Source organism: Paenarthrobacter sp. NCHU4564 (assembly GCF_052156435.1).
GTDB lineage: Bacteria > Actinomycetota > Actinomycetes > Actinomycetales > Micrococcaceae > Arthrobacter.
In genome coordinates this window covers 210,690-232,284 of record NZ_JBQLIS010000005.1, presented here as the reverse complement: position 1 = coordinate 232,284, position 21,595 = coordinate 210,690, and the positions used below count along the sequence as shown (strand labels likewise).

Here is a 21,595-nt window from a genome sequence, read left to right as displayed (position 1 = left end):
CCACGAGAACATCCGGTCCGTTGATGCCACTGATGCAAGGGGGAAGGCATGGTCCTCGAAACACCTGACGGCTCGAAAGCCGCGTCCAAGGAGACGCTCGCTGCGCGGGCCAAGGGCGGGCTGCTGTTCATGGGTGGATTTGTCATCCTCCTGTACGTCATCGAGTTCCTGAACACCCTCATGATGCACGGCCTCAACCGCACCTTCGGTTTGAGGCCGCGCAACGTGGACGGTGTGCTGGACATCCTGACGTTCCCCCTCCTGCATGCCAACCTTAACCACCTGCTCTCCAACACGCTCCCGCTCATCATCTTCGGATTCCTGGTATTCCTCGCAGGCGCGCGGGTGTTCCTGACGGCGCTGGCCTTCAGCTGGCTTGGCTCCGGACTGACCGTCTGGCTGATCGGCGGGGGAGGAGTCACCGTGGGAGCGTCCGGGCTGGTGTTCGGACTGTTCGCCTTCCTGCTGGTCCGCGGCTTCTTCAACCGCAACTGGTGGCAGATCCTGCTCTCCGTGGTGCTCTTCATGGCCTACGGCAGCATCCTTTTCGGGGTGCTTCCCACCGTCATGGGATTCGTGTCCTGGCAGGCCCATCTGGGTGGGGCGATCGGCGGCATCGTGGCAGCGATACTCCTGCGCCCGAAGAACCCAACGAACAACTCCTCCATCCCACGCTCACCCAACTAGGTCGCATTTGTGCGCGTTTTGAGGGCCCAAAACGCGCACAAATGCTACCCAGTTGGGGGAGCCGGGTACGCAAAACGCCGGCCATCCGTGAACGGATGGCCGGCGTTTTTGTGGGGCGTCTTAGCCGACGTACGGCTTGGCGGAGACGATCTCCACCGGGATTTCCTTGCCGTTGGGGGCGGTGTAGCTCAGCTTGTCGCCCTCCTTGTGGCCCATGATGGCAGCGCCCAGCGGCGACTTCTCGCTGAAGACGTCGATGTCTGAATCGCCGGCAATTTCGCGGGAACCCAGAAGGAACTTCTCTTCGTCTCCAGCGATGCGGGCAACCACCAGCATGCCGGGCTCAACGATTCCGTCGTCTGCGGGGGATTCTCCCACCTGGGCATCGCGGAGCAGCACGGTGAGCTGGCGGATGCGGGCTTCGATCTTGCCCTGCTCTTCCTTGGCTGCGTGGTAGCCGCCGTTTTCCTTGAGGTCGCCTTCCTGGCGTGCGGCATCGATCTTCTGGACAATTTCCGCCCGGCCAGCGCCGGAAAGGTGGTCCAGCTCAGCCTTCAAGCGGTCGAAAGCTTCCTGGGTAAGCCAAGCTGCAGTGGCGCCGTTGGTGGTAGACACGGATTTCTCCTCTTGATCTGACAAGCAAAAGACCCCGCCGAGGTGGCCACTCTGAAACTCAGTAACCAACTTAACGGGGTGAAGGTTTCATCCATTGTAGTAAATCCTTTGGATGAACCCAAACCGGTTGAGTTGCACATCACATGGGGCGCTATTTGCCGCTGTCCACGATCCAGCAGCTGTCCACCACACCGGAAACAGCAGGTGATTCGGTCCTCAGGACCGTGCGCTGGGCGGTGGTCCGGCCGCCGTCGGCGTTTTCCTCCGGCTGGTTCGGGCCGACCTCCACGACCTTCCATCCCACCACCGCGAACTTGGAATCCATGGCTTTCACGGCGCACTTGGCAGTGGCGCCCGGGTACTTGGTGACCTGGTAGTCCACCTCGGCCTGGGTGCCGTCGATGGTGCTGTAGCCGATGTCTTTGAACGTGACCGGAGCCTGCGCCGAACCCGTGGCCACATAGGCTGCGAAGGCGATGCCCAAGACCAAGGCGGCAATGACGATGTTCCGCTTGGTCTTCCGTGCCATGCCGCGCTTTTGGCCGCCGTAGCGATTGGCTAGGCTGTTGCTTGCCGGAAGTTCGGTGGCCGATAGGTCCTCTGAAGTCACCCATCCAGTTTAGTGCGGATCCCGGTATCTCCCGCACAGCCTTTTCAGCACCGTTCATGAAAGAGGAGCCGTCACGTGACAGCGTCCAGCAGTTCCGATCAGCAGTTGCGCCTGCTCGCCGTCCACGCCCATCCGGACGACGAGTCCAGCAAGGGTGCAGCCACCATGGCGATGTACGCCGCCAACGGTGTGGACGTCATGGTGGCAACGTGCACGGACGGCTCCCGCGGTGACATCCAGAATCCTGCCATGGAGGATGCCCCGCACCCCAAACGGGACATGGCCGGCGCCCGCCGCCTGGAGATGGCCAATGCGGCCGCGGTACTGGGTATCCGCCAGCGCTGGCTCGGTTTTGTGGATTCGGGGCTGCCGGAGGGCGATCCGCTTCCGCCGCTGCCTGCCGGCTGCTTCGCGCTGCAGCCGTTGGAACGCGCCGCGGCACCGCTGGTCCGCCTGGTTCGTGACTTCAAACCGCACGTGATCATCAGCTACGACGAAAACGGCGGGTATCCGCACCCGGATCACATCATGGCCCATAAAGTAGCCGTCGAGGCCTTCGAAGCCGCTGGTGACCGGGACCGGTATCCCGGTACAGGAGAGCCCTGGGCGCCCAGCAAGCTCTATTACGACCGTGCCTTCAGTCCGGAACGGTTCCGTGCACTCCACTTCGCCTTGGAGGAAGCAGGCCTGCAGTCGCCCTACGCGGAGCGCCTGGCCGCCTGGCTCGAGGCCGATGCCGAAGGCCACACAGCGCCGCCCCCCGGGCACCAGACCACCACGCAGGTGGACTGCGGCGATTTCTTCGAAGTGCGCGACGACGCCCTGCGCGCCCACCGGACCCAGATCGATCCTGTCGGTTTCTTCTTTGCTGTTTCTCCGGACCTGCAGCGAACGGCATGGCCGTGGGAGGACTACACGCTGGTCAAGTCCACAGTGGAGTCGGAGTTGCCTGAAAAGGATCTCTTTGCGGGGATAAGATAGGTACCAGCTAGTTTCTATCGTTCGTAGAAGTTGCCTGCCGGCTGCTGCTGCGGGCTCCGGATGAGGCCAGCCGGCTTGCATCAGCTCCCATAGAAGGTTTCAACGTGCACCACTTGCTCCTCGCTCTGTCTGTCAGCCCGTCGCCCGCGCCGACACCTTCGCTGCGGCCCGGCCTGTCCGAGGACCAGGTGACGCCCGGTACCTGGGGCTTCGTGCTGACGGCCTTCATCGTGATCCTCACGACGTTCCTGATCGTGGACATGGTGCGCCGTATCCGCCGGGTGCGGTACCGCGCCCAAGTGGAAGAGGCCCGCCTTGCCGCCCAGGCTGATGCCGGGGACGCTGCGGATGAGAACGGCGATGCCGGAACCGGGACCCGCTGAGGGGAACGGAAACCGCTGGCCCGGGGCTGAAAACGTCCTGGGCCGGCCCGGTGGTTGCCGTCCAGGCTGATGACGACGGCGGGTGGCCGGCTGGAGCGAGCCCGCTACCGTTGCGGAGCTTGAGGCCGGGCTTGCGCGGATGCCGGCGTTGGAGTCCTAAATCGGGCCTGGACTGAGTACGGCCATCATGATCGCTATGAAGTGTGCCGTGAAGGCCAGCACCGTGAAGGCGTGGAAGAGTTCGTGGAAGCCGAAGTGTTTCATGCTGAAGTTCGGCCGCTTGATGCCATAGAACACCGCACCGGCGATGTAGAGGGCACCGCCCACGCAGATGAGGACCGCTGCGGGAGCGTTGGCGGCGAAAAACTGCGGAAGGTAAAACAGGGCGCCGCAGCCAAGGGCCACGTAGACAGGCACGTACAACCACCGGGGCGCGTGGGTCCAGATGATGCGGAAGAGGACGCCGACGATCGCCCCGGACCAGATGAGCCACAGCAGCGTCACAGCCTGGGAGCGTTCCAGGAGCGACCACGCCAGGGGAGTGTAGCTTCCTGCGATGACCAACATGATGTTGGTGTGGTCCAGCCTCTTGAGCACCATACGGACCTTGGGGCTCCAGTTGCCGCGGTGGTAGACCGCGCTGACGCCGAAGAGGAGGATCCCCGTCAGGGCATAGACGGCGGAGGTGATTTTCCGGTCCGCCGTAGGAGCGAGGGCAACCAGGACAATGCCTGCAGCCAACGCGAAGGGTGTGGCCACGGCATGGATCCATCCACGCCAAAGGGGCTTGGTGACGAGCAGTTCGGCCATTGTTAAAGAGTAACCTACGGTTCGGTAAGTTACTGACTGGTAGCTCAAATTTCCCTGCTCATCAGGGTTCGGCTGCAGCAGCCGGACGGTTGGGGAAGGTAGCCTTGGATGTGCGCCGTCGTCGTACACAGAAGGAAGTCAGGTGAGAGTCCGGTGGAACTGCCCGGTTTCCTCTATGGCTTCTACGAACGCCAGCTCCTGCAGTCCCTCAAGCAGGACAGAATCCCCCGGCACATAGGCGTCATGGTGGATGGCAACCGCCGCTGGGCCCGCCAGTTCAACGCTCCCACCAGCCAGGGCCACCAGGCGGGGGCGGACAAGATCCACGAATTCCTTGGCTGGTGCCAGGAACTGGGCGTCAAAGTGGTCACACTCTACATGCTGTCTACCGACAACATGAACAGGTCCGGCGAAGAACTGGACCTGCTGATGGGGATCATCGCCAACACCATGGACCGCCTGGACGAGAACGAAGACATTTCCGTCCACGCCATGGGCGTCCCCGAACTCCTGCCCGACTACCTCGCCGAGCGGCTCAACAAACTCACTGCGCGCACTCCGGTCCACGAGAAAATCCACGTCAACGTGGCCGTCGGTTATGGTGGCCGTCGTGAAATCGTTGATGCCGTGCGCGAGCTGCTCCACGATGCGGCAGCAAAGGGCAGAAGCATCACCGAGGTCGCCGACGAGCTCTCGGTGGACGACATCTCCCGCTTCCTCTACACCCGCGGCCAGCCCGATCCCGACCTCGTGATCCGCACATCGGGCGAGCAACGGCTTTCCGGCTTCCTCATGTGGCAAAGCGCGTACAGCGAGTTCTACTTCTGCGAAGCCCTGTGGCCGGCATTCCGCAAGGTGGACTTCCTCCGCGCCTTGCGGGACTACGCGGGCCGGCAACGGCGCTTCGGATCCTGAACCACCGCCCACCGGCGGCGTGGTTTACGTGGAATTCACACACCCGTCACGCGACTTGCCGCCCGATGATTGTGGAAATGCATGTGGTCAGGATTACGTTAATCCCATCAGCAGGCAAAACCGCCCGCTGATCGGGGAGGCCAGTAGATGGAGCGGATCATCGCACCAGTTACAGGGGAGGCCACGCCCGGCCTTCCGGCCGAGCCGCTTCACCATAAAGCCGGGCAACCGCCCGGGGCTGGAGTCGATGTGGCTATTTCTGAGCAACTGCCCGCAATGGTTTCCGACGGGGAAAGTGCAGCTACCTCTCGCAAGCGGGCCACACAAGCGAAGCGGACCGGCGCGTCCGCTGCTGGCCGCAGTTACGTGATCGACACGTCCGTCCTCCTCTCGGATCCAAACGCCTTGCTGCGTTTCGCCGAACACGAGGTGATCGTGCCGATCGTGGTCATCAGCGAGCTGGAAGGCAAACGGCACAACCCCGAACTTGGCTACTTTGCCCGGAAGGCCCTGCGACTCCTGGACGACCTCCGCACGGAACACGGCGGTCTGAACCACGCCATACCCATAGGAACCGAGGGTGGTCTGCTCAGGGTGGAGTTGAACCATATCTCGCCGGACGTCCTGCCGGCAGGGTTCCGTGGCGGTGACAACGACAGCCGTATCCTGGCCGTCGCGAAGAACCTGGCCAATGAAGGCCACAACGTCACTGTTGTTTCCAAAGACCTTCCCATGCGCGTCAAAGCCTCAGCCATGGGCCTGCATGCCGATGAATACCGCAACGAACTCGTCAAAGACTCCGGCTGGACCGGCATGGCCGAAGTGGAGGCCACAGAAGGCGAGATCACCACCCTCTACGGCCACGAACCCGTCTTCATCCCCGCTGCAGCAGAACTGCCCGTCAATACAGGGCTCGTGCTGCTCTCCAACCGCGGATCGGCCCTTGGCCGGGTTGGCTCCGACAAGCAGGTGCGGCTCGTCAAAGGCGACCGGGATGTCTTCGGTCTCCACGGTCGCTCAGCCGAACAGCGCCTGGCCATTGACCTCCTCATGGACCCTTCCGTAGGTATCGTCTCGATCGGCGGCCGCGCGGGAACGGGCAAGTCGGCGCTCGCGCTCTGCGCCGGCCTCGAGGCCGTCCTGGAACGCCGCGAACACCGCAAGGTAGTGGTCTTCCGGCCCCTCTACGCCGTGGGTGGCCAGGAACTCGGCTACCTGCCGGGATCCGAAGCCGAAAAGATGAACCCCTGGGCCCAGGCGGTCTTCGACACCCTGGGTGCATTGGTCAGCCAGGAGGTTGTTGAGGAAGTCATGGACCGCGGCATGCTGGAAGTCCTGCCGCTCACCCATATCCGCGGGCGCTCGCTCCACGACGCCTTCGTGATCGTGGACGAGGCACAGTCCCTGGAAAAGAACGTCCTCCTGACCGTCATGAGCCGGATCGGACAGAACTCCAAGATCGTCCTCACCCACGACGTCGCCCAGCGTGACAACCTCAGGGTCGGCAGGCACGACGGTGTGGCGGCCGTCGTCGAGACGCTGAAGGGACATCCGCTGTTCGGCCACATCACGCTGACGCGTTCCGAGAGGTCGCCGATTGCGGCCCTGGTGACGGAGTTGCTTGAAGGGGCAGAAATCTAAGAGGGGTACTGCCGCGGCTTGTTCACCAGAGCAAGCCGCGGCCGGGTCCGCCGTGCCGCAGGTCAGAGTCCCAGATACGATTTCAGCCCTTCGTGGCCTTGGACTGTGAGGGTCCAGTCGGGGCGTTTGAAGGTGGTGGGTATGAGGCGGACCTTTTGGACTTCTTCCACTGTGGCGCCCCAAGTGTGGCGGACGGTCCCGTTGGGTTCGTAGCCCAGGGTGGTGGAGACGCCGAGGGATTGCTTGTTCCACACTGCGGCTTCCGACTCGGCCACTTCCGCTTGCAGGTAATCGAACGCGTAGCCGACGACGGCGGCACGCATCTCCGTGCCGACGCCGCGGCCTTGTGCCGCTTGCTTCAACCAGGAGCCCGTGCGGACCGTCTTGAGGACACCGAAGTTCCTGGCTGCGATGTCCTGCACGCCCAGGAACTCATCGTCCTGCCAAACGCCGAGGAGGAGCGTCCAGTCGTCGGGCGTGAATCCCGCCCGGCAGCGCCAATACCACTGGGCCATGTTTGGGGCCAGTTCGTCGTTGGGCAGCTCGGACCATGGGGTGCTGAACGGGTTCCTGCCTGGTTCGTGGATGCCTGACCTTGCCGCAGCAACCGCAGCCGGGATGTCGGCGTCGAGAATAGGGCGAAGAACCAACCGCGGGGTAGCGAGGGTAAGTCCGAAGGGAGGCCAGATGTCTGCCAGCGATGTCATCGCCGTAGTCTAGCCGCAGTTGGGCGAAGCCCGTGGAGGGTCCACCCTGCCCGTCAGGCTGCAGGCCCGATATCCCAGGAAATATGCTGGCGCACGTCGGTCAGGTTCATGGATTCGGCCAGGAACAGGTCATCGAGCATGTACTCGTCAACAGCCAGGATTCTGAGCCAGTGCCCCTTGCCGCTGGTTTCCCCGTCAAGGGACTGGCTGGCAACGCAGACACCTGTCGCGGCATCAATCCTGATCAGTGTCCTCCCCGGATGGGCCAGCGGCTCGGCAGGATCCGAGGGTTTGTAGGTGCGTCCCCGGATCACCACGGTTTCGAGGGCGGGACGGCCCTCGTGGTCCACCATCCGGGGCTCGTCCATTGACACGGGATTCGCATCCGGGAACTCCAAGGGAGCCGGGGCGTTGCCGGCGAGTTCCACGGGATCCAGTGCGGCCGCCAGCCTCCCGTTGCCGAAGGACGGCTCTCCGTACGCGGCCTCGGGACGACGGCGGACGAGTCCGGCGTCGTCATGGACCGGAGTGACAAGGTGCGGCGGCAGCAACCACGAGCGCCGCGTCGCACTGACATACAGGTCATCCCGCGAATCGTTGATGCCGGTGGTGCTATGGAGCAGCTGACCGTCCGGCGTTTCGAGCCGAAGGGCTCCAGGACGCCTCAGCCACGCCCGCACGAGCGCTGCCCCGGTGCCCGGCCGTTCGAGGTATTCGAAGCGGAGGCTGTTCCATTTCCACGGTGAGGACCTGCACAGGTTGCGGAATGTGGAGGACGAGTCATTGAGGGGACTGCCCTGTGCGTTTGCAGGGTTGAATTCCGAACCAGTACCACCGAAACGCCCCATATCCACAGTTTACCTACGCGTCCACCAGTGCCGGGGGCCGGAATCGGGATAGCATCCGAGGGTGATCCGACGACTCGCAGAACTGTGGAATGCCTGCCCCGTGGGCTTCTGGCTGGTGCTGCTGGCGTGCGCCTACTACCTCGTCATGGCGGTACGGCTCACGGTCATCGATGTTCGCAGCCATCTGCTTCCCAACCGCATCGTCTTTCCGTCGTATGGGATCGCCGGCGTGCTCCTGCTCGCCGCTGCTGTGGCCGCTTTCGCGGTGCCTGGTACCGGGAGGGCTGCCGACGCGTCCCTGTTCGGAATTCCCGGGCTCGGTGTCATCGCAGGGGCAGCCGTGCTGTGGGTTTTCTACTTCGTGCTCAGGCTCATCCATCCGCCCGGTATGGGGTTCGGGGACGTGAAGCTTGCAGGCGTGCTGGGCCTGTATCTGGGGTACCTGGGATGGCAGCACCTCTTTGCCGGGACGTTTGCGGCATTCCTGCTGGGCGGGCTCTGGAGCCTGGCCCTGCTCCTCGCCCGGCGGGGAACGCTCCGCTCCGCGATCCCGTTCGGCCCCTTCATGCTCGCCGGTGCGGCTGCGGCCATGGTGCTGCTGCCTGCATGACGCCGTAAGCTGGCCCCATGGGTGCCCCTGAATCGTGCTCAAACTGCGGGAAAAAATCGGCCACGACCCCCTCTGGCTGCCTGCCGTCCGCGGCGTGGTCTTCGACGACGACGGCAGGGTGCTCCTCTGCCAACGTGCCGACAACGGGCATTGGACCCTCATCACCGGCATCCTGGAGCCGGGCGAGCACCCGGCGCCGGGGCTCGTCCGGGAGATCTTCGAGGAAACAGCCGTGGTGGCCGAGACGGAGCGGATCCTTGGGGTTGGGGTGGTGGGGCCGGTGACCTTCCCCAACGGCGACGAGTGCGACTTCCTGGACATCACTTTCCGCTGCCGCTACATCTCCGGCGAAGCCACGGTCAACGACGACGAATCAGTGAATGTCGGATGGTTCGGACTGGATGAACTGCCGGATATGAGTGCGGGAAACCTCGAGGCGATACGGCTGGCCACGGAACCCGAAGGTCCCGTGGCCTACCAAACAGAGGACTAACTGCTACCGGTGTGCCGCCCCGGCGGTTGGACGGTCTTTGTCAGCGTCATCTACGGCCGCCCCGGATCCGGGGTTGGCTGAGTCCAGGCGCTCGGCCTCCAGGCGTTCTGCTTCGGCGCCACCTACTGCCTCGCCACGGGCCACCATCCCTGCCGTGTCGGAGAGGGGAATCTGCTTGAGCGTGATGGCCAGCAGCAGGGCGATTCCGATGAAGGGAACCAGGTACCAGAACACCGGTGCCAGTGAGTTTGCGTACGCGTTGACGATCGCGTCCCGGAGCTGGTCCGGCAATTGGGACAGCGCCTGCGGGTCGAGGGTGCTGGTGGACCGGGATGCCTGCTCCACCGACGCGCCTGCACCGGTGAAAGCTTCCGTCAGGGACTCGGCCAAGCGGTTGGTGAAGATTGACCCGAACACAGCTACGCCCAGCGAGGCGCCAACCTCGCGGAAGTAGTTGTTGGTGCTGGTAGCGGTACCGATCTGGTCCGCGGGCACTGAGTTCTGCACCACGAGCACGATCACCTGCATGATCAGGCCAAGACCCGCTCCGAAGATGAAGAGCTGCACGCAGATGACGAAGATGGGCGTGTCCGCGGCCAGGGTGGTCAGCCACAGCATGGCGGCAATGGTCAGTGCGGCTCCCAGGATCGGATAGAGCTTGTACTTTCCCGTTTTGGAAATCCGGATTCCGGAGAAGATGGAGGTTCCCATGAGGCCCACCATCATCGGGAGCATGAGCAGGCCGGACTCGGCAGCCGATGTACCTGAGGACATCTGCAGGAACGTGGGCACAAAAGCGATGGCGGCAAACATGCCCAGGCCCAGGGTGAATCCGATGGCTGTGGCGTTGATGAAAATCGGGTTGCGGAACAGGCTCAGCGGAATGATGGGGTCCTCCGCCCGGCGCTCGGCCATGACAAAGGCGGCAGCGGCCACCACCATGCCCGCACCGAAGGCCCAGGTGAGCGGCGAGTCCCAGCCTTCCTCCTTCTTGCCGCCGAAGTCGGTGAAGAAGATCAGGCAGGTGGTGGCGGCGGACAGGAAGAGGACACCCAGGATGTCGATCTTCTTCTCTGCCTTCTTGTTGGGCAGGGTCAGCGTGAACCAGGCCGTGATGAAGGCTGCGATGCCGATCGGGATGTTGATGTAGAAGGCCCACTCCCACGTCAGGTGGTCGACAAAGAAGCCGCCCAGCAAGGGACCGGCCACCGCTGACAAGCCGAAGATCGCACCCAGCGGACCCATGTATTTGCCACGCTCGTTGGCGGGCACGATGTCCGCAATGATGGCCTGCGACAGGATCATCAGGCCACCACCGCCCAGGCCTTGGATGGCACGGAAAATCACGAAGCCCCAGAAGTCGGTAGCGAAAGCACAGCCGACCGATGCCAGGGTGAACAGGGCGATGGCTACCAGGAAGAGGTTGCGGCGGCCGAGGATATCGCCGAATTTGCCGTAGATGGGCATGACGATCGTGGTGGCCAGGAGGTACGCGGTGGTGATCCAGGCTTGGTGTTCCACGCCGCCGAGCTTTCCCACGATGGTGGGCATGGCAGTGGACACGATGGTTTGGTCCAGGCTGGACAGGAGCATGCCTGCAATCAGCGCGGAGAAGATGATCCAGATTCTCTTCTGGGTCAGCAGCAGCGGTTCGGCCGCTTTGGAGACAGTACTCATGGGAGGTCCTTCGAAGGTTCTGCGGATGTGTCCAGCGATTGTGAAAAGAGATTCCGGGCGGCCGCGAGGTTCTGGTCCAGCAGCTCGCGGTAGGGCCTGGTGTTGTCCTGCGAGAAGAACTGCTGGGCTGTCTTCTTGCTGACGGCACCGAAGACTGCCGCTGCCATGACAATCTCCGGGTGGTCGGGGGACAATCCCTCCCGCGCGGCGATCAGTTCGGTGAATTGCTGTTCCTTCGCCTCGCCCTCCAACGTCATCCTGCCCAGGAGTTGGGGCTCCGCCTTGATGGCAGCGATGAGCTGGTGGACTTCGGCGCGGCTGATGGTGGAGCGTTCCACGAGGTCCAGCGTCAGGCGGTAGAGGGCCGCCAGCAGCGTGCCGGAGATGCTGTCTTTCCGCCGGCGCGGATCGCGGTTGAACGACTCCAGCGCGTCGGGCGGCAAATCGTCGGAGAAAGCGCCGATCACGGCGTCTTCCTTGGAATGGAAGTAGTTGAAGAAAGTGCGCCGGGAAATGCCCGCTTCCTGGCAGACTTCCTCGACGGTGTAGCCGTTGAGGCCGTGGTCAGCCGTCAGGGAACGCGCGACGGTGGTGATCGCCTGCCGGGTGGCAGCGCGCTTGCGTTCACGCAGTCCGCCGTCAGTATTTTGCACTATTTTCCACAAAGTAAAGTTTTGCACTTCTTAATTAATAGTGCAAAAAGATGGCGGGGTGTCACTCCTCACATCCAGCAAGTACGACGACGGCCGGTACCTTCCGTGCGGAAGGTACCGGCCGTCGTCGTACTTTGGGTCTTGCTCCGGCAGTTATGCCTTGTGCGCCGGCGACGTCATGGTGGTGACGTCCAGGGCCTTGTCCAGGTCAGCCTCGGAAACTTTGCCCTCGCCTTCGCCGACGAAGCCGAGCTTCTCGGTAGCCTGGCGAACCGTCAGGCCTTCCTTGACAGCGAGCTTGGCGATCTTGGCGGCGTTTTCGTAGCCGATGTACTTGTTCAGCGGCGTCACGATGGACGGGGAAGCCTCGGCCAGGAAGCGGGCGCGCTCCACGTTGGCGGTAATGCCGTCGATCATCTTGTCGGCCATGACGCGGCTGGTGTTGGCCAGCAGGCGGATGGATTCAAGCAGGTTGGCCGCCATGACGGGGATGCCGACATTGAGCTCGAAAGCGCCGTTGGTGCCGGACCAGGCGATGGCGGTGTCGTTGCCGATGACCTGGGCGCACACCATGATGGAGGCCTCGCAGATGACGGGGTTGACCTTGCCGGGCATGATCGAGGAGCCGGGCTGCAGGTCCGGGATGGCGATTTCGCCGAGGCCGGTGTTGGGACCGGAACCCATCCAACGGAGGTCGTTGTTGATCTTCATGAAGGAGATCGCGATGTTGCGCAGCTGGCTGGAGCCTTCGATCAGGCCGTCGCGGTTGGCCTGGGCTTCAAAGTGGTCGCGGGCTTCCGTCAGGGGAAGGCCGGTGTCGGCGGCGAGGAGTTCGATCACGCGCTCCGGGAAGCCGGCGGGAGTGTTGATGCCCGTTCCCACGGCGGTGCCGCCCAAGGGAACCTCTGCGACACGGGGGAGAGCGGCGTTGATGCGCTCGATGCCGTAGCGGACCTGTGCTGCGTAGCCGCCGAATTCCTGGCCCAGCGTGACCGGGGTTGCGTCCATGAGGTGCGTGCGGCCGGACTTGACGACGTCCTTGAACTCAGCAGCCTTGCGTTCGAGGGATGCTGCCAGGTACTCCAAGGCCGGGATCAGGTCATTGATCAGGGCCGAGGTTGCCGCAACGTGGACGGATGTAGGGAAGACGTCGTTGGACGACTGGGAAGCGTTCACGTGGTCGTTGGGGTGGACCACCTTGTCGCTGCCGCCGGCGGCGAGGGCACGGGTAGCGAGCTCGGCGATGACCTCGTTGGTGTTCATGTTGGAGGATGTGCCGGAGCCGGTCTGGAAGACGTCGATCGGGAAGTCGCCGTCGTACTTGCCGGTCGCAACCTCATCGGCAGCTGCAGCGATTGCCTCGGCGAGCTCGCCATCGAGCACCCCCAGTTCGGCGTTCGCGAGTGCAGCGGCCTTCTTGACGCGGGCAAGTGCCTCAATGTGGGCGCGTTCCAGCGTCTTGCCGGAGATCGGAAAGTTCTCCACAGCACGCTGCGTCTGTGCGCGGTACAGGGCGTTCACGGGGACGCGAACTTCGCCCATCGTGTCATGTTCAATACGGAACTCAGTGGTGGAAGTCATGGGGCTAGCTTATGGCGATTGCGGGCTCCACCGAAAACCCGGAAGGCAGTGCTACGTGCCCCGGCCACGGGGCCGGGGCACGTGGTCCTAGACCTGTCCGATCGCGGAAACAAGGGCCGCCTGGCCCTCATCGAGCTTGTAGGAGAGGCCGATCACAGCAACACGGCCCTCTTCGATGGCGTCGGAAATCACACGTGAGCTGTCTGCGAGCCGATCGGCGGTCTGCTTGACGTGTTCCACCACCATCTCGTTGACGTCTTCCTGGCCGTTGCGCTTGGCGGTCAACACCGAGGGGGTGATGCGTTCAACGAGGTCGCGGATGAAGCCCGGCGGCATCTCTCCGGTTTCCACGGCTCCCTTGGTGGCCGACACGGCGCCGCAGCTGTCGTGGCCCAGGATGGCGATCAGCGGAACCTTGAGTTGACTGATGCTGTACTCCAGGGAGCCAAGGACCGCGTCATCGATCACTTGGCCTGCCGTGCGCACCACGAAGGCATCGCCAAGACCGAGGTCGAAGATGATTTCGGCCGCCAGGCGCGAGTCGGCGCAGCCAAAGATAACGGCAAAGGGATTCTGTCCCTCAAGGAGGGAGGAGCGGCGGGAAGCATCCTGGTTGGGGTGCTGGGATTCGCCGGAAACAAAACGTTCATTGCCCTCGCGCAGGCGTTGCCAGGCCAGGGCCGGAGTCAGATTAGTAGGCACCTTATTACTTTACGGGGCCGGTGCCGGGGAGCGGGAAGTGTTGCGAAACGATGTCAGGCCGCGGGTGCGCTGCTTGCGGCAGGTGCCTGGTCCGCGGATTTCACGACGGCGGCCGCCAGCTCCGCGAACTCGTCCAGGCTGGCAGTGCCGCTCAGGATGATGGTGGTGCCGCGGTATTCGAGCACCATGCTGCGCTTGTCCTTGCCCGAATCCCGCAGTTCCCACTCCTGTCCGCCCGCATTCCTGGTTCCGGTCAAGGGCAGGTTGCCGGTCTGCTGGAGGACCCAGGTGGGATTGGCCTGACTGGTCTGGGTGAGGCCGATAAACGCCTCCTTGGGCGTCAGGTAACCGACCTCCCAAGTGGGCACGCCGGTGGAGGTTCCCGATTCCCACCGCGCGTAGTTGGGGGTGAATGTGTCGCCCGTATCGGGTGTGACGGGTGTGAATCCGGCCACATCGCCGGCATTGCGCGCGGCAGAAGCAACGTCCACCTCCGGGCGGAAGCCTTCGCCCTTGGGCGCCGGATTCATCAGCACCACGGGAAGGAAAGCGAGGACGCACAGCACCAGTGCAATGACCATGCCGATCACCGAAGCGTTGGCCCGCTTGGCGGCTTTTGCCGGAATGACGGGTTTGAACGGGGCATCGGTGGCATCCGGGGCGCTGTTCCGGTGTGCCTGCGCACCGGCGGGGTTGTTGCCGGCGGCTGGCTTGTCCTGCGTTTCACTCACCCTTCCATAGTCCCTTATGGCGGCTCCGAACACACAACCGGCAACCTCACCGTCTGTTGTCCGGGGCGTGGTCATCCAGCGACTCCGCGGCGGTGCGCCGACTATGATCGTTGATAGAGGGACCCCAGGTCGCCTCGTGCAACCGTGTCCGGTCCCGTGAATCGTCACTCGAAGAAGAGGTTCAAGTGTCTCCTGCACCAATGACCCAGCAGTATTCCACGATTTCGCCGTCGCTCGCCGTCGGCACTGACGAGCCAGACCGCAACCTTGCGCTGGAACTCGTCCGTGTCACTGAGGCCGCGGCCATTGCCGGTGGCCACTGGGTAGGTTTCGGCGACAAGAACAAGGCCGACGGTGCCGCCGTCGACGCCATGCGCTCATTCCTCCACACTGTCCACTTCAACGGCGTCGTGGTGATCGGTGAGGGTGAAAAGGACGAAGCCCCCATGCTGTTCAATGGTGAACAGGTTGGCGATGGCACCGGCCCTGAGTGCGACGTCGCCGTCGACCCCATCGATGGAACGCGCCTCACCGCCCTGGGCATCAACAACGCCCTCGCCGTCCTGGCGGTAGCCGAACGCGGCTCCATGTTCGATCCTTCGGCTGTCTTCTACATGGAGAAGCTCGTCACCGGCCCTGAAGCCGCCGACATGGTGGACCTCCGCCTTCCGGTCAAGCAGAACCTGCACCTGATCGCCAAGGCCAAGGGCGTGAAGGTCAACCAACTCAATGTCATGATCCTTGACCGCGACCGCCACCGCCCGCTGGTGGAGGAAATCCGCGAGGCCGGGGCCCGCACCAAGTTCATCATGGACGGTGACGTGGCCGGCGCCATTGCCGCCGCACGTTCCGGTACCGGCGTGGACGCCCTCATGGGCATCGGCGGAACTCCCGAGGGCATCGTGGCCGCCTGTGCCATCAAGTCCCTCGGCGGCGTCATCCAGGGCCGCTTGTGGCCCACCTCGGATGAGGAAAAGCAGAAGGCCATCGACGCCGGACACGACCTTGACCGGGTCCTGTCCACCAACGACCTCGTCACCTCGGACAACTGCTACTTCGCGGCAACCGGCATTACCGACGGCGACCTCCTGCGTGGCGTGCGCTACCAGAAGGACCGTGTGGTTACCCAGTCGATCGTGATGCGCTCCAAGTCCGGCACGGTGCGTTTCGTGGACGCAGAGCACCACGCCTCCAAGTGGGAGACGTACGCGCGCAAGTAAGCCCGTAAAACAACAGAAGGACGGCAGGAGCATCCTGCCTTCCTTCTGTTGTTTTAGCGGAGTTTGTCGCGGAGGCCCCTGGCCAGTTGGTAGGCGCCATAGCGGAGTTTGTTGACCGGAAGGTCCCACGTGCCGGGGTAGGAGACCTCACGGCCGCCGAAGGACTTCTTGAACGCCGTGAAACCTGCCCATTTGTGGTCGGGTTCGTCCTCTGGCGCCACGCCCCAGAGGTCCACATGCTTGAGGCCCTTCTCCTTGGCGTCGGCCATGAGCGTCACCAGCAAGGGGATGCCTGCGCTGAGTTTCCGGTGGGTGTCGTCAAGTGCTGCGTGGGCGTAGACGCGGGTATCGGCGGAATCGTAGGCGAAGGCCGCGGCGATCGGTTCGCCGTCCAGTTCGGCAATGAAGAGGGTTCCGGCGCCTGCGGGCAGCAAGGACTGTGCCACGGTGGCCAGGTACTCGTCGCTTTGCGGTTTGAAGCCGTTACGTGCCGCTGTCAGGTGCAGGAAGTGGAGCAGGATGGAAATGTCTGCGGGGTCCTGTGAGGAACGGAACGTCACACCCTTTTTGTGGATGTTCCGGTAGAGGTTCCGGTTGGTCGGCTTCATGCCGGCAAGGACATCCTTGAAGTCGCCGTCAAGGTCAACCACCCAGCTCAACTCGGGCTGCTGGTTGACCGGCGCCGGACGCAGCCCCCGGGCGCGAAGGAGGGGGCCGGCGTCGGACGCTGCGAAACCCGCGTCCACGGGTTCCATGCGGACAAACACGGCATGTTCCTTGCGGGCGAGCTCCACCAGGGCGGCCGTGGCGGCATCAAAGGCCGTCACCGAGGTGGCCACCGGGCCGTAAGGTGCGTAGATCACCTTGCCCGCAGGATTCTTCTCCTCGATGGCGAGGAAGCTCCACCCCGTGCCCGAGCGCTGGTGGACGCGTCGGCCCAGCGAACGCTGCACCTCTGCCCACGCAGGTGTCTGCAGGAAAAACTCCACGCCTACTTCACCAGCCCCGTGGTTACGGCAAAGGCGATGCTGGTCTCTGTGGCGCCTTGAACGGAGTGCACGTTCACGGGGTTCTCCACGTCGGGGATGAAGGCGGCATCACCGCGCTGGAGCCGGAGGTCGCTCTTCGGGGAGTCCAGCACCACGGTGCCGGCAACAACCACGACGACGGCCGGCCCGGACTGTGCCAAAGGCACCGGTTCGGCGCCGGGTTCCAATTCGATGCGCTGCAGCTGGAACTCCTCGAACGGGGGCTGGTACAACTCCTGTCCGAACGGGGTACGGACCGCTTCCACACGGGGAACACCCAGCGATTCGAAACGGACAGTCCTGAGAAGCTCAGGGACGTCCACGTGCTTGGGCGTCAGACCTCCGCGCAGCACGTTGTCGGACGAGGCCATGACTTCCACGCCCATACCCTGGAGGTAGGCATGGACGTTGCCGGCCGGGAGATAGACGGCCTGGCCAGGCTGCAGCGACAGGTGGTTCAACAGGAGCGAGATGAGGACGCCGGGATCACCGGGGAAGGCCTCATTGATGCCGACCATGGCGGTCAGGGCGTCCTCATGCGGTTCCTGCGGGGCGCCTGCCCGGAGCACGGCCTCGATTTCCTGAATGGCCTCGGTGGATTCCGTGCCGCCCTGAATGAGTCGGGTAAACGCTGCCCGGAGCGCTTCCTCTTCCACGGGCAGGCCAAGGTCGGAGATGACACCCTTGATGATCTCCGGAACATCCAGGGCCGCCGATTCCAGCACGGAAGCCAGATGTTCAAAGATCGCCCTGGAGGCAGCGGGGGACCTGAACCCGCACAGCGCCCGGAACGGGGTCAGGGCAAAAATCATCTCGGGCTTGTGGTTGTCGTCCCGGTAGTTGCGGTGGGCTGCGTCTGCCGCGATGCCCGCTGCGTTCTCCCGGGCGAAGCCTTCCCGCGCCTGCTCCAGGCTGGGATGGACCTGCAGGGACAAAGGTTGGTCAGCGGCCAGGATCTTGGTCAAGAACGGCAGCCGCGGCCCAAAGGCGGCCACGCTCTCCCCGCCCAGGAAATGCGCGGGGTCCTTGGCGATCAGCGCATCCAGCGGCTGGGTGACGCCATTGGGATGGATGGCCGTGGACGGTGAATCAGGGTGGGCCCCGATCCACAGTTCAGCCTCCGGCCCACCTGATGCCGGCCGCCCCAGCAAGCCGGCGATCGCCGTCGTCGAACCCCAGGCGTAGGGTCGCAAAACATTCTCAATCTGGTACACGAAGGAAAGTCCTTATCGTCGCGCTGAACGTGGGATGGAGCGGCTGCGGGGCCTATAGGGGAGCGCACTGCCCGTTGGTTGCCACGAGGTCGCGGATGCCCTGCTCATCACCCTGGGCCTTGAGGCCATTAAGCAGCTCTTCCGTGATGGGGGTTCCATCGGGCGTGGTGGTGACCGGGGTGAAGTCAGTCGAACCCGGCGACGGCAGCTGTCCGGCAGGCAGGCCTGCAGCGAGGTCGCCACCGGCCATGACAGCGGATGCTCCCGGGGAGCCGTCCGTCACCAGGGAGTCATTCGCCTTCGGCGTGGCTGAGGGGGTGAGCAGTTCCTGCACCCGCGCGTGGATGAGGTCGAAGTCCGGCACGGTGGAGAACGACGCATCGAAGTCCGGCGGCCCGATAGTGAGGCGCTTGACGGGCTGGTTCTTGGACTTCAGGGCGAGGTCTACGAAACTGCCGAGCTGGCCGGAGGAGATGTTGGAGTCCACCACCTTGGTGCCTGCATTGGCAATGTCCTCGAACTTGGTCAGCAACGTGGCCGGATCCAACTGCCTGAGCATGGCTTGCTGCACGCACTGTTGGCGGGCGATGCGGGCGTAGTCATCCACGAATTCACGGGACCGCCCGTACCAGAGCGCCTGGAAACCGTTGAGGTGGACGTCGCCGGCGGGGATCCAGCCGTCGGGCATGCCGTGGATGCCGTTGGCCTCGTCGGTCACGGGACCACTGATGGGAACCCAGCCGCCGGCCTTGATGCGGATGCCGCCCATGGCGTCGATCAGCTTGGCGAAACCATCCATGTCCACCAGGACGTAGGCCTGGACAGTGATGCCAAGGGTCCCGGAGACGGCTTCAAGCGTTGCCTGCGCGCCGGGGTCGGCCACGCCCGGGTACAGGTCCTGGTAGTTGTTGGTGACCTCTGTATTGACGGCGTTGATCAGGCATTCATTGCCGCAGTTGTAGCCATCCGGGTAGACCTGGCGCATCGGCGAGTCCTCACTGAACTGCGCGTTCTGCAGGTTGCGGGGCACTGAGATGATGGCGCTTTCGCCGGTTTTGGCGTCCACGCTGATGACGGACAGGCTGTCCGGACGGCGGCCGGTCCTGTCGTCTCCGGCGTCGCCGCCCATCATGAGGAAGTTGTAGCGGCCGTCCACGGGATCGATGGCGGGGCCGGCATTGAAGATGCTGCCGATCGCATTGCGACTGACGTTCAGCACATAGGCCAGATATCCCAGTGAACCACTGGCGGCAAGGGTGGCCACCGCGAGGACCACGGCGATGATGGGCCGCATACCGGGGGCCAGGAGGGCGGGCCGGATGATGCGCAAGGTATTCAGGAACAGGAACGCCCAGCCCAGCGCCAAAGCCACCAGGACAACAATGATCACCAGCGACCCCACCGGATGGGTCACGATGCTCAACAGCATGGTCCGGTTTACCGCGGCGATGACCAGGGTCAGGATGCCCAGTGCCCACACGGTCAGGGTGACGCGCAGGGCCGTGCGCCCGAGCTTCCGGTCGCCGGCCACAATCTGGGCGCTCCCGGGAATGAAGAGGGTCATGAGGACCAGCACGAAGGCGCGCTTGGTCCGTACCGGAGCGCTGGCCCCGGACGGATAGCGGACAGGATCAGTCAGGGCACCGCCGGACTGATTCGGATTCTTGTGCATGGTGGTCATCCGCTGCCTTCCTAGCGGCTGCTCCGGCCCGAGGCGTTGGCAGGGGAGAAGACCTCTTCCACCTTGTTGCGCAGGTTCTCGCCCTTCTTCGTGGCAACGTCGTTCAGCTCCTGGGCGAAGCGCTGCAGGTCTTCGCGGAGGCGGGTGGCGAGCTCATCGGTTCCTGAAGCAAGCATGCGGACAGCCAGCAGGCCGGCGTTGCGTGCTCCGGCAATCGACACCGTGGCCACCGGTACGCCGGCGGGCATCTGGACGATCGACAACAGCGAGTCCATGCCATCGAGCGTCTTCAGCGGAACGGGGACGCCGATCACGGGAAGAGGGGTTACCGATGCCAGCATGCCGGGCAAGTGCGCGGCTCCGCCGGCACCGGCGATGATCACGCGCAGGCCGCGCTCATGCGCTGTCTGCCCATACCGGATCATCTCCGTGGGCATGCGGTGCGCGGAGACAACATCTGCTTCGAACGGAATGCCGAACTCGGCCAGGGCGTCTGCCGCGGCTTCCATGACGGGCCAGTCCGAGTCCGAGCCCATGACGAGCCCTACGAGGGGGGCTGGAGCTGCTGACGTCATTCGGTCTCCTCGAGGGTTGTCGATGCCGGTCCGCGGCCGTCGCGGATGATGTTTGCCACGGCGGTTGCGCGTTGGCGGACGGAGTCCGCATCCGATGCTGCGGAGCCAACAAGGTTGACGTGCCCGATCTTGCGTCCCGGGCGCACGGATTTCCCGTAGCAGTGGACCTTGGCTGCAGGTTCGTACGCCAGGGCCAGGGGGAAAGCGCTGAAAAGATCCTGGTTGTCGCCGCCAAGGAAGTTCTTCATGACCGTCACGGGCGCCAACGCGTCCGTGGCTCCCAGGGGCAGGTCCAGGACCGCGCGCAGGTGCTGTTCGAACTGGCTGGTGATGGCACCGTCCTGGGTCCAGTGGCCGGTGTTGTGCGGGCGCATGGCGAGTTCGTTGATCAGGAAGCCTGCGCCGACCCCGGGTGTTTCGAACAGCTCTGCTGCCATGACACCGGTGACGCCGAGCTCGTTGGCGATCCTCAACGCGGCTTCCTCTGCAGCCGCGGCGACCTCCACCGGGATGTTCTGGGCCGGAGCGATGACCTCATCGCAGACACCGTCCACCTGGATGGTGTGCACCACCGGCCAGGCGCGGGACTCGCCACCTGGCGTGCGTGCAACCAGGGCCGAGAGTTCACGGCTGAAGTCCACCTTGGCTTCTGCGAGCAGGGGGCTCATGGACTGGAACCAGTCCGCAGTGCCGGCCGCCTCATCGGCGGAATCTACAATCCTGACGCCCTTGCCGTCGTATCCGCCGCGAGGGGTCTTCAGGACAACGGGCCAGCCGATCTTGTCGCCGAACTCCACAAGGTCTTCCACGGTGCCGACCGCAGACCATTCGGGGTTGGGCAGGCCCAAACGGTCAATCGCTGCCCGCATGACCAGCTTGTCCTGGGCGTTCACCAGGGCATCCGGACCGGGCTGCACGTTGACGCCGGCGTCCAGGAGGGCACGCAAGTGGTCCGTGGGGACGTGCTCGTGGTCGAAAGTCAGGACGTCCACGCCTTTGGCGAACTCCAACAGGGTATCCAGGTCCTTGTAATCTCCGACCGGCGCGGTTGCCACGGCGGGGACGGCTGATACGTCCTCACCCTCGGCAAGTACACGCAGTTCGAAGCCCAAAGCGGTAGCGGGCGGGGCCATCATGCGGGCGAGCTGGCCGCCGCCAACAACGCCGATTACTGGAAAAGTCACAAGGTTCAGCCTACCGAACCGGCGGCTGGATCACTTATTCTGCCGCCCT

General features: G+C 64.0%; 22 protein-coding genes and 1 pseudogene. 8 read left to right on the top strand and 15 right to left on the bottom strand.

Annotated features, from left to right (window positions below; translation table 11 throughout):
* The first annotated feature begins 48 nt into the window (after positions 1-48).
* Positions 49-687 carry a rhomboid family intramembrane serine protease gene (locus ACSVIE_RS07810; protein WP_442423503.1) on the top strand — a complete coding sequence of 213 codons (639 nt, stop codon included), beginning with the start codon at positions 49-51 and terminating at the stop codon, positions 685-687.
* A 120-nt stretch (positions 688-807) separates the two neighbouring features.
* Here the strand turns inward: ACSVIE_RS07810 and greA are convergent, their stop codons facing one another.
* Positions 808-1,302 (bottom strand): transcription elongation factor GreA, encoded by a 495-nt coding sequence (gene greA, locus ACSVIE_RS07805; RefSeq protein ID WP_426006482.1) that lies wholly within the window; start codon positions 1,300-1,302, stop codon positions 808-810.
* A gap of 151 nt (positions 1,303-1,453) precedes the next feature.
* The gene (locus ACSVIE_RS07800) at positions 1,454-1,912 is read right to left on the bottom strand and encodes a DUF4307 domain-containing protein (RefSeq protein ID WP_442423502.1); all 459 of its coding nucleotides are present in this window, start codon (positions 1,910-1,912) and stop codon (positions 1,454-1,456) included.
* Positions 1,913-1,987: 75 nt separating this feature from the next.
* Here ACSVIE_RS07800 and mca point away from each other — a divergent pair, with 75 nt between their 5' ends.
* Positions 1,988-2,893 (top strand): mycothiol conjugate amidase Mca, encoded by a 906-nt coding sequence (mca, locus tag ACSVIE_RS07795; RefSeq protein ID WP_442423501.1) that lies wholly within the window; start codon positions 1,988-1,990, stop codon positions 2,891-2,893.
* A gap of 104 nt (positions 2,894-2,997) precedes the next feature.
* A complete protein-coding gene (locus ACSVIE_RS07790; RefSeq protein WP_442423500.1) occupies positions 2,998-3,276 on the top strand; it encodes a hypothetical protein in 279 nt (92 codons plus the stop codon).
* Between the two features lie 156 nt (positions 3,277-3,432).
* On the opposite strand, the gene trhA is transcribed toward ACSVIE_RS07790, so the two are convergent.
* On the bottom strand, positions 3,433-4,086 hold the full coding sequence (trhA, locus tag ACSVIE_RS07785) for a PAQR family membrane homeostasis protein TrhA (RefSeq protein ID WP_426006489.1): 654 nt from the start codon (positions 4,084-4,086) through the stop codon (positions 3,433-3,435).
* Between the two features lie 108 nt (positions 4,087-4,194).
* On the opposite strand from trhA, the gene ACSVIE_RS07780 reads away from it, so the two are divergent.
* Both ACSVIE_RS07780 and ACSVIE_RS07775 read left to right on the top strand, forming a co-directional pair.
* Entirely contained in the window at positions 4,195-5,001 is an 807-nt protein-coding gene (locus ACSVIE_RS07780; protein ID WP_426006491.1) for an isoprenyl transferase, read from the top strand.
* 249 nt (positions 5,002-5,250) lie between these two features.
* Positions 5,251-6,642 (top strand): PhoH family protein, encoded by a 1,392-nt coding sequence (locus ACSVIE_RS07775; RefSeq protein WP_442423499.1) that lies wholly within the window; start codon positions 5,251-5,253, stop codon positions 6,640-6,642.
* A gap of 62 nt (positions 6,643-6,704) precedes the next feature.
* Here ACSVIE_RS07775 and ACSVIE_RS07770 read toward each other — a convergent pair whose 3' ends face one another.
* Both ACSVIE_RS07770 and ACSVIE_RS07765 read right to left on the bottom strand, forming a co-directional pair.
* A complete protein-coding gene (locus tag ACSVIE_RS07770; RefSeq protein WP_442423498.1) occupies positions 6,705-7,349 on the bottom strand; it encodes a GNAT family N-acetyltransferase in 645 nt (214 codons plus the stop codon).
* Positions 7,350-7,402: 53 nt separating this feature from the next.
* The gene (locus ACSVIE_RS07765) at positions 7,403-8,197 is read right to left on the bottom strand and encodes a hypothetical protein (protein ID WP_442423497.1); all 795 of its coding nucleotides are present in this window, start codon (positions 8,195-8,197) and stop codon (positions 7,403-7,405) included.
* Positions 8,198-8,258: 61 nt separating this feature from the next.
* Between ACSVIE_RS07765 and ACSVIE_RS07760 the strand changes: the two genes are divergently transcribed.
* Positions 8,259-8,807: a prepilin peptidase gene (locus tag ACSVIE_RS07760; RefSeq protein ID WP_426006498.1), complete on the top strand. Its 549-nt coding sequence runs from the start codon at positions 8,259-8,261 to the stop codon at positions 8,805-8,807.
* A gap of 17 nt (positions 8,808-8,824) precedes the next feature.
* Positions 8,825-9,300: pseudogene (locus tag ACSVIE_RS07755) on the top strand (NUDIX hydrolase).
* 3 nt (positions 9,301-9,303) lie between these two features.
* Here ACSVIE_RS07755 and ACSVIE_RS07750 read toward each other — a convergent pair.
* The 5 genes from ACSVIE_RS07750 to ACSVIE_RS07730 form a co-directional block, all read right to left on the bottom strand.
* On the bottom strand, positions 9,304-10,977 hold the full coding sequence (locus ACSVIE_RS07750; protein ID WP_442423496.1) for an MDR family MFS transporter: 1,674 nt from the start codon (positions 10,975-10,977) through the stop codon (positions 9,304-9,306).
* Entirely contained in the window at positions 10,974-11,630 is a 657-nt protein-coding gene (locus tag ACSVIE_RS07745; RefSeq protein ID WP_442423495.1) for a TetR/AcrR family transcriptional regulator, read from the bottom strand. The genes ACSVIE_RS07750 and ACSVIE_RS07745 overlap by 4 nt, the downstream gene beginning before the upstream one ends.
* A 153-nt stretch (positions 11,631-11,783) precedes the next feature.
* Positions 11,784-13,211, bottom strand: a complete 1,428-nt coding sequence (locus tag ACSVIE_RS07740; protein WP_442423494.1) for a class II fumarate hydratase — start codon at positions 13,209-13,211, stop codon at positions 11,784-11,786.
* Between the two features lie 87 nt (positions 13,212-13,298).
* Positions 13,299-13,913, bottom strand: coding sequence for a carbonic anhydrase (locus tag ACSVIE_RS07735; protein WP_426006506.1), 615 nt, complete (start codon positions 13,911-13,913; stop codon positions 13,299-13,301).
* A gap of 53 nt (positions 13,914-13,966) precedes the next feature.
* Positions 13,967-14,644: a DUF4245 domain-containing protein gene (locus ACSVIE_RS07730; protein WP_442423493.1), complete on the bottom strand. Its 678-nt coding sequence runs from the start codon at positions 14,642-14,644 to the stop codon at positions 13,967-13,969.
* Positions 14,645-14,844: 200 nt separating this feature from the next.
* Between ACSVIE_RS07730 and glpX the strand changes: the two genes are divergently transcribed.
* Positions 14,845-15,864: a class II fructose-bisphosphatase gene (gene glpX / locus ACSVIE_RS07725; RefSeq protein ID WP_426006508.1), complete on the top strand. Its 1,020-nt coding sequence runs from the start codon at positions 14,845-14,847 to the stop codon at positions 15,862-15,864.
* Positions 15,865-15,917: 53 nt separating this feature from the next.
* Here the strand turns inward: glpX and ACSVIE_RS07720 are convergent, their stop codons facing one another.
* From ACSVIE_RS07720 to ACSVIE_RS07700, 5 genes are read right to left on the bottom strand one after another with little or no spacing between them, the layout of a single operon-like run.
* Positions 15,918-16,853 (bottom strand): lipid II:glycine glycyltransferase FemX, encoded by a 936-nt coding sequence (locus tag ACSVIE_RS07720; protein ID WP_442423492.1) that lies wholly within the window; start codon positions 16,851-16,853, stop codon positions 15,918-15,920.
* Positions 16,854-16,855: 2 nt separating this feature from the next.
* On the bottom strand, positions 16,856-18,106 hold the full coding sequence (gene manA / locus ACSVIE_RS07715; protein ID WP_442423491.1) for a mannose-6-phosphate isomerase, class I: 1,251 nt from the start codon (positions 18,104-18,106) through the stop codon (positions 16,856-16,858).
* A 52-nt stretch (positions 18,107-18,158) separates the two neighbouring features.
* Entirely contained in the window at positions 18,159-19,787 is a 1,629-nt protein-coding gene (locus ACSVIE_RS07710) for an LCP family protein (protein WP_442423490.1), read from the bottom strand.
* Between the two features lie 11 nt (positions 19,788-19,798).
* On the bottom strand, positions 19,799-20,362 hold the full coding sequence (gene purE, locus ACSVIE_RS07705) for a 5-(carboxyamino)imidazole ribonucleotide mutase (RefSeq protein ID WP_426006514.1): 564 nt from the start codon (positions 20,360-20,362) through the stop codon (positions 19,799-19,801).
* Positions 20,359-21,498 (bottom strand): 5-(carboxyamino)imidazole ribonucleotide synthase, encoded by a 1,140-nt coding sequence (locus ACSVIE_RS07700; protein WP_426007504.1) that lies wholly within the window; start codon positions 21,496-21,498, stop codon positions 20,359-20,361. Before ACSVIE_RS07700 ends, purE begins: the two co-directional genes overlap by 4 nt.
* Positions 21,499-21,595 lie beyond the last annotated feature (97 nt).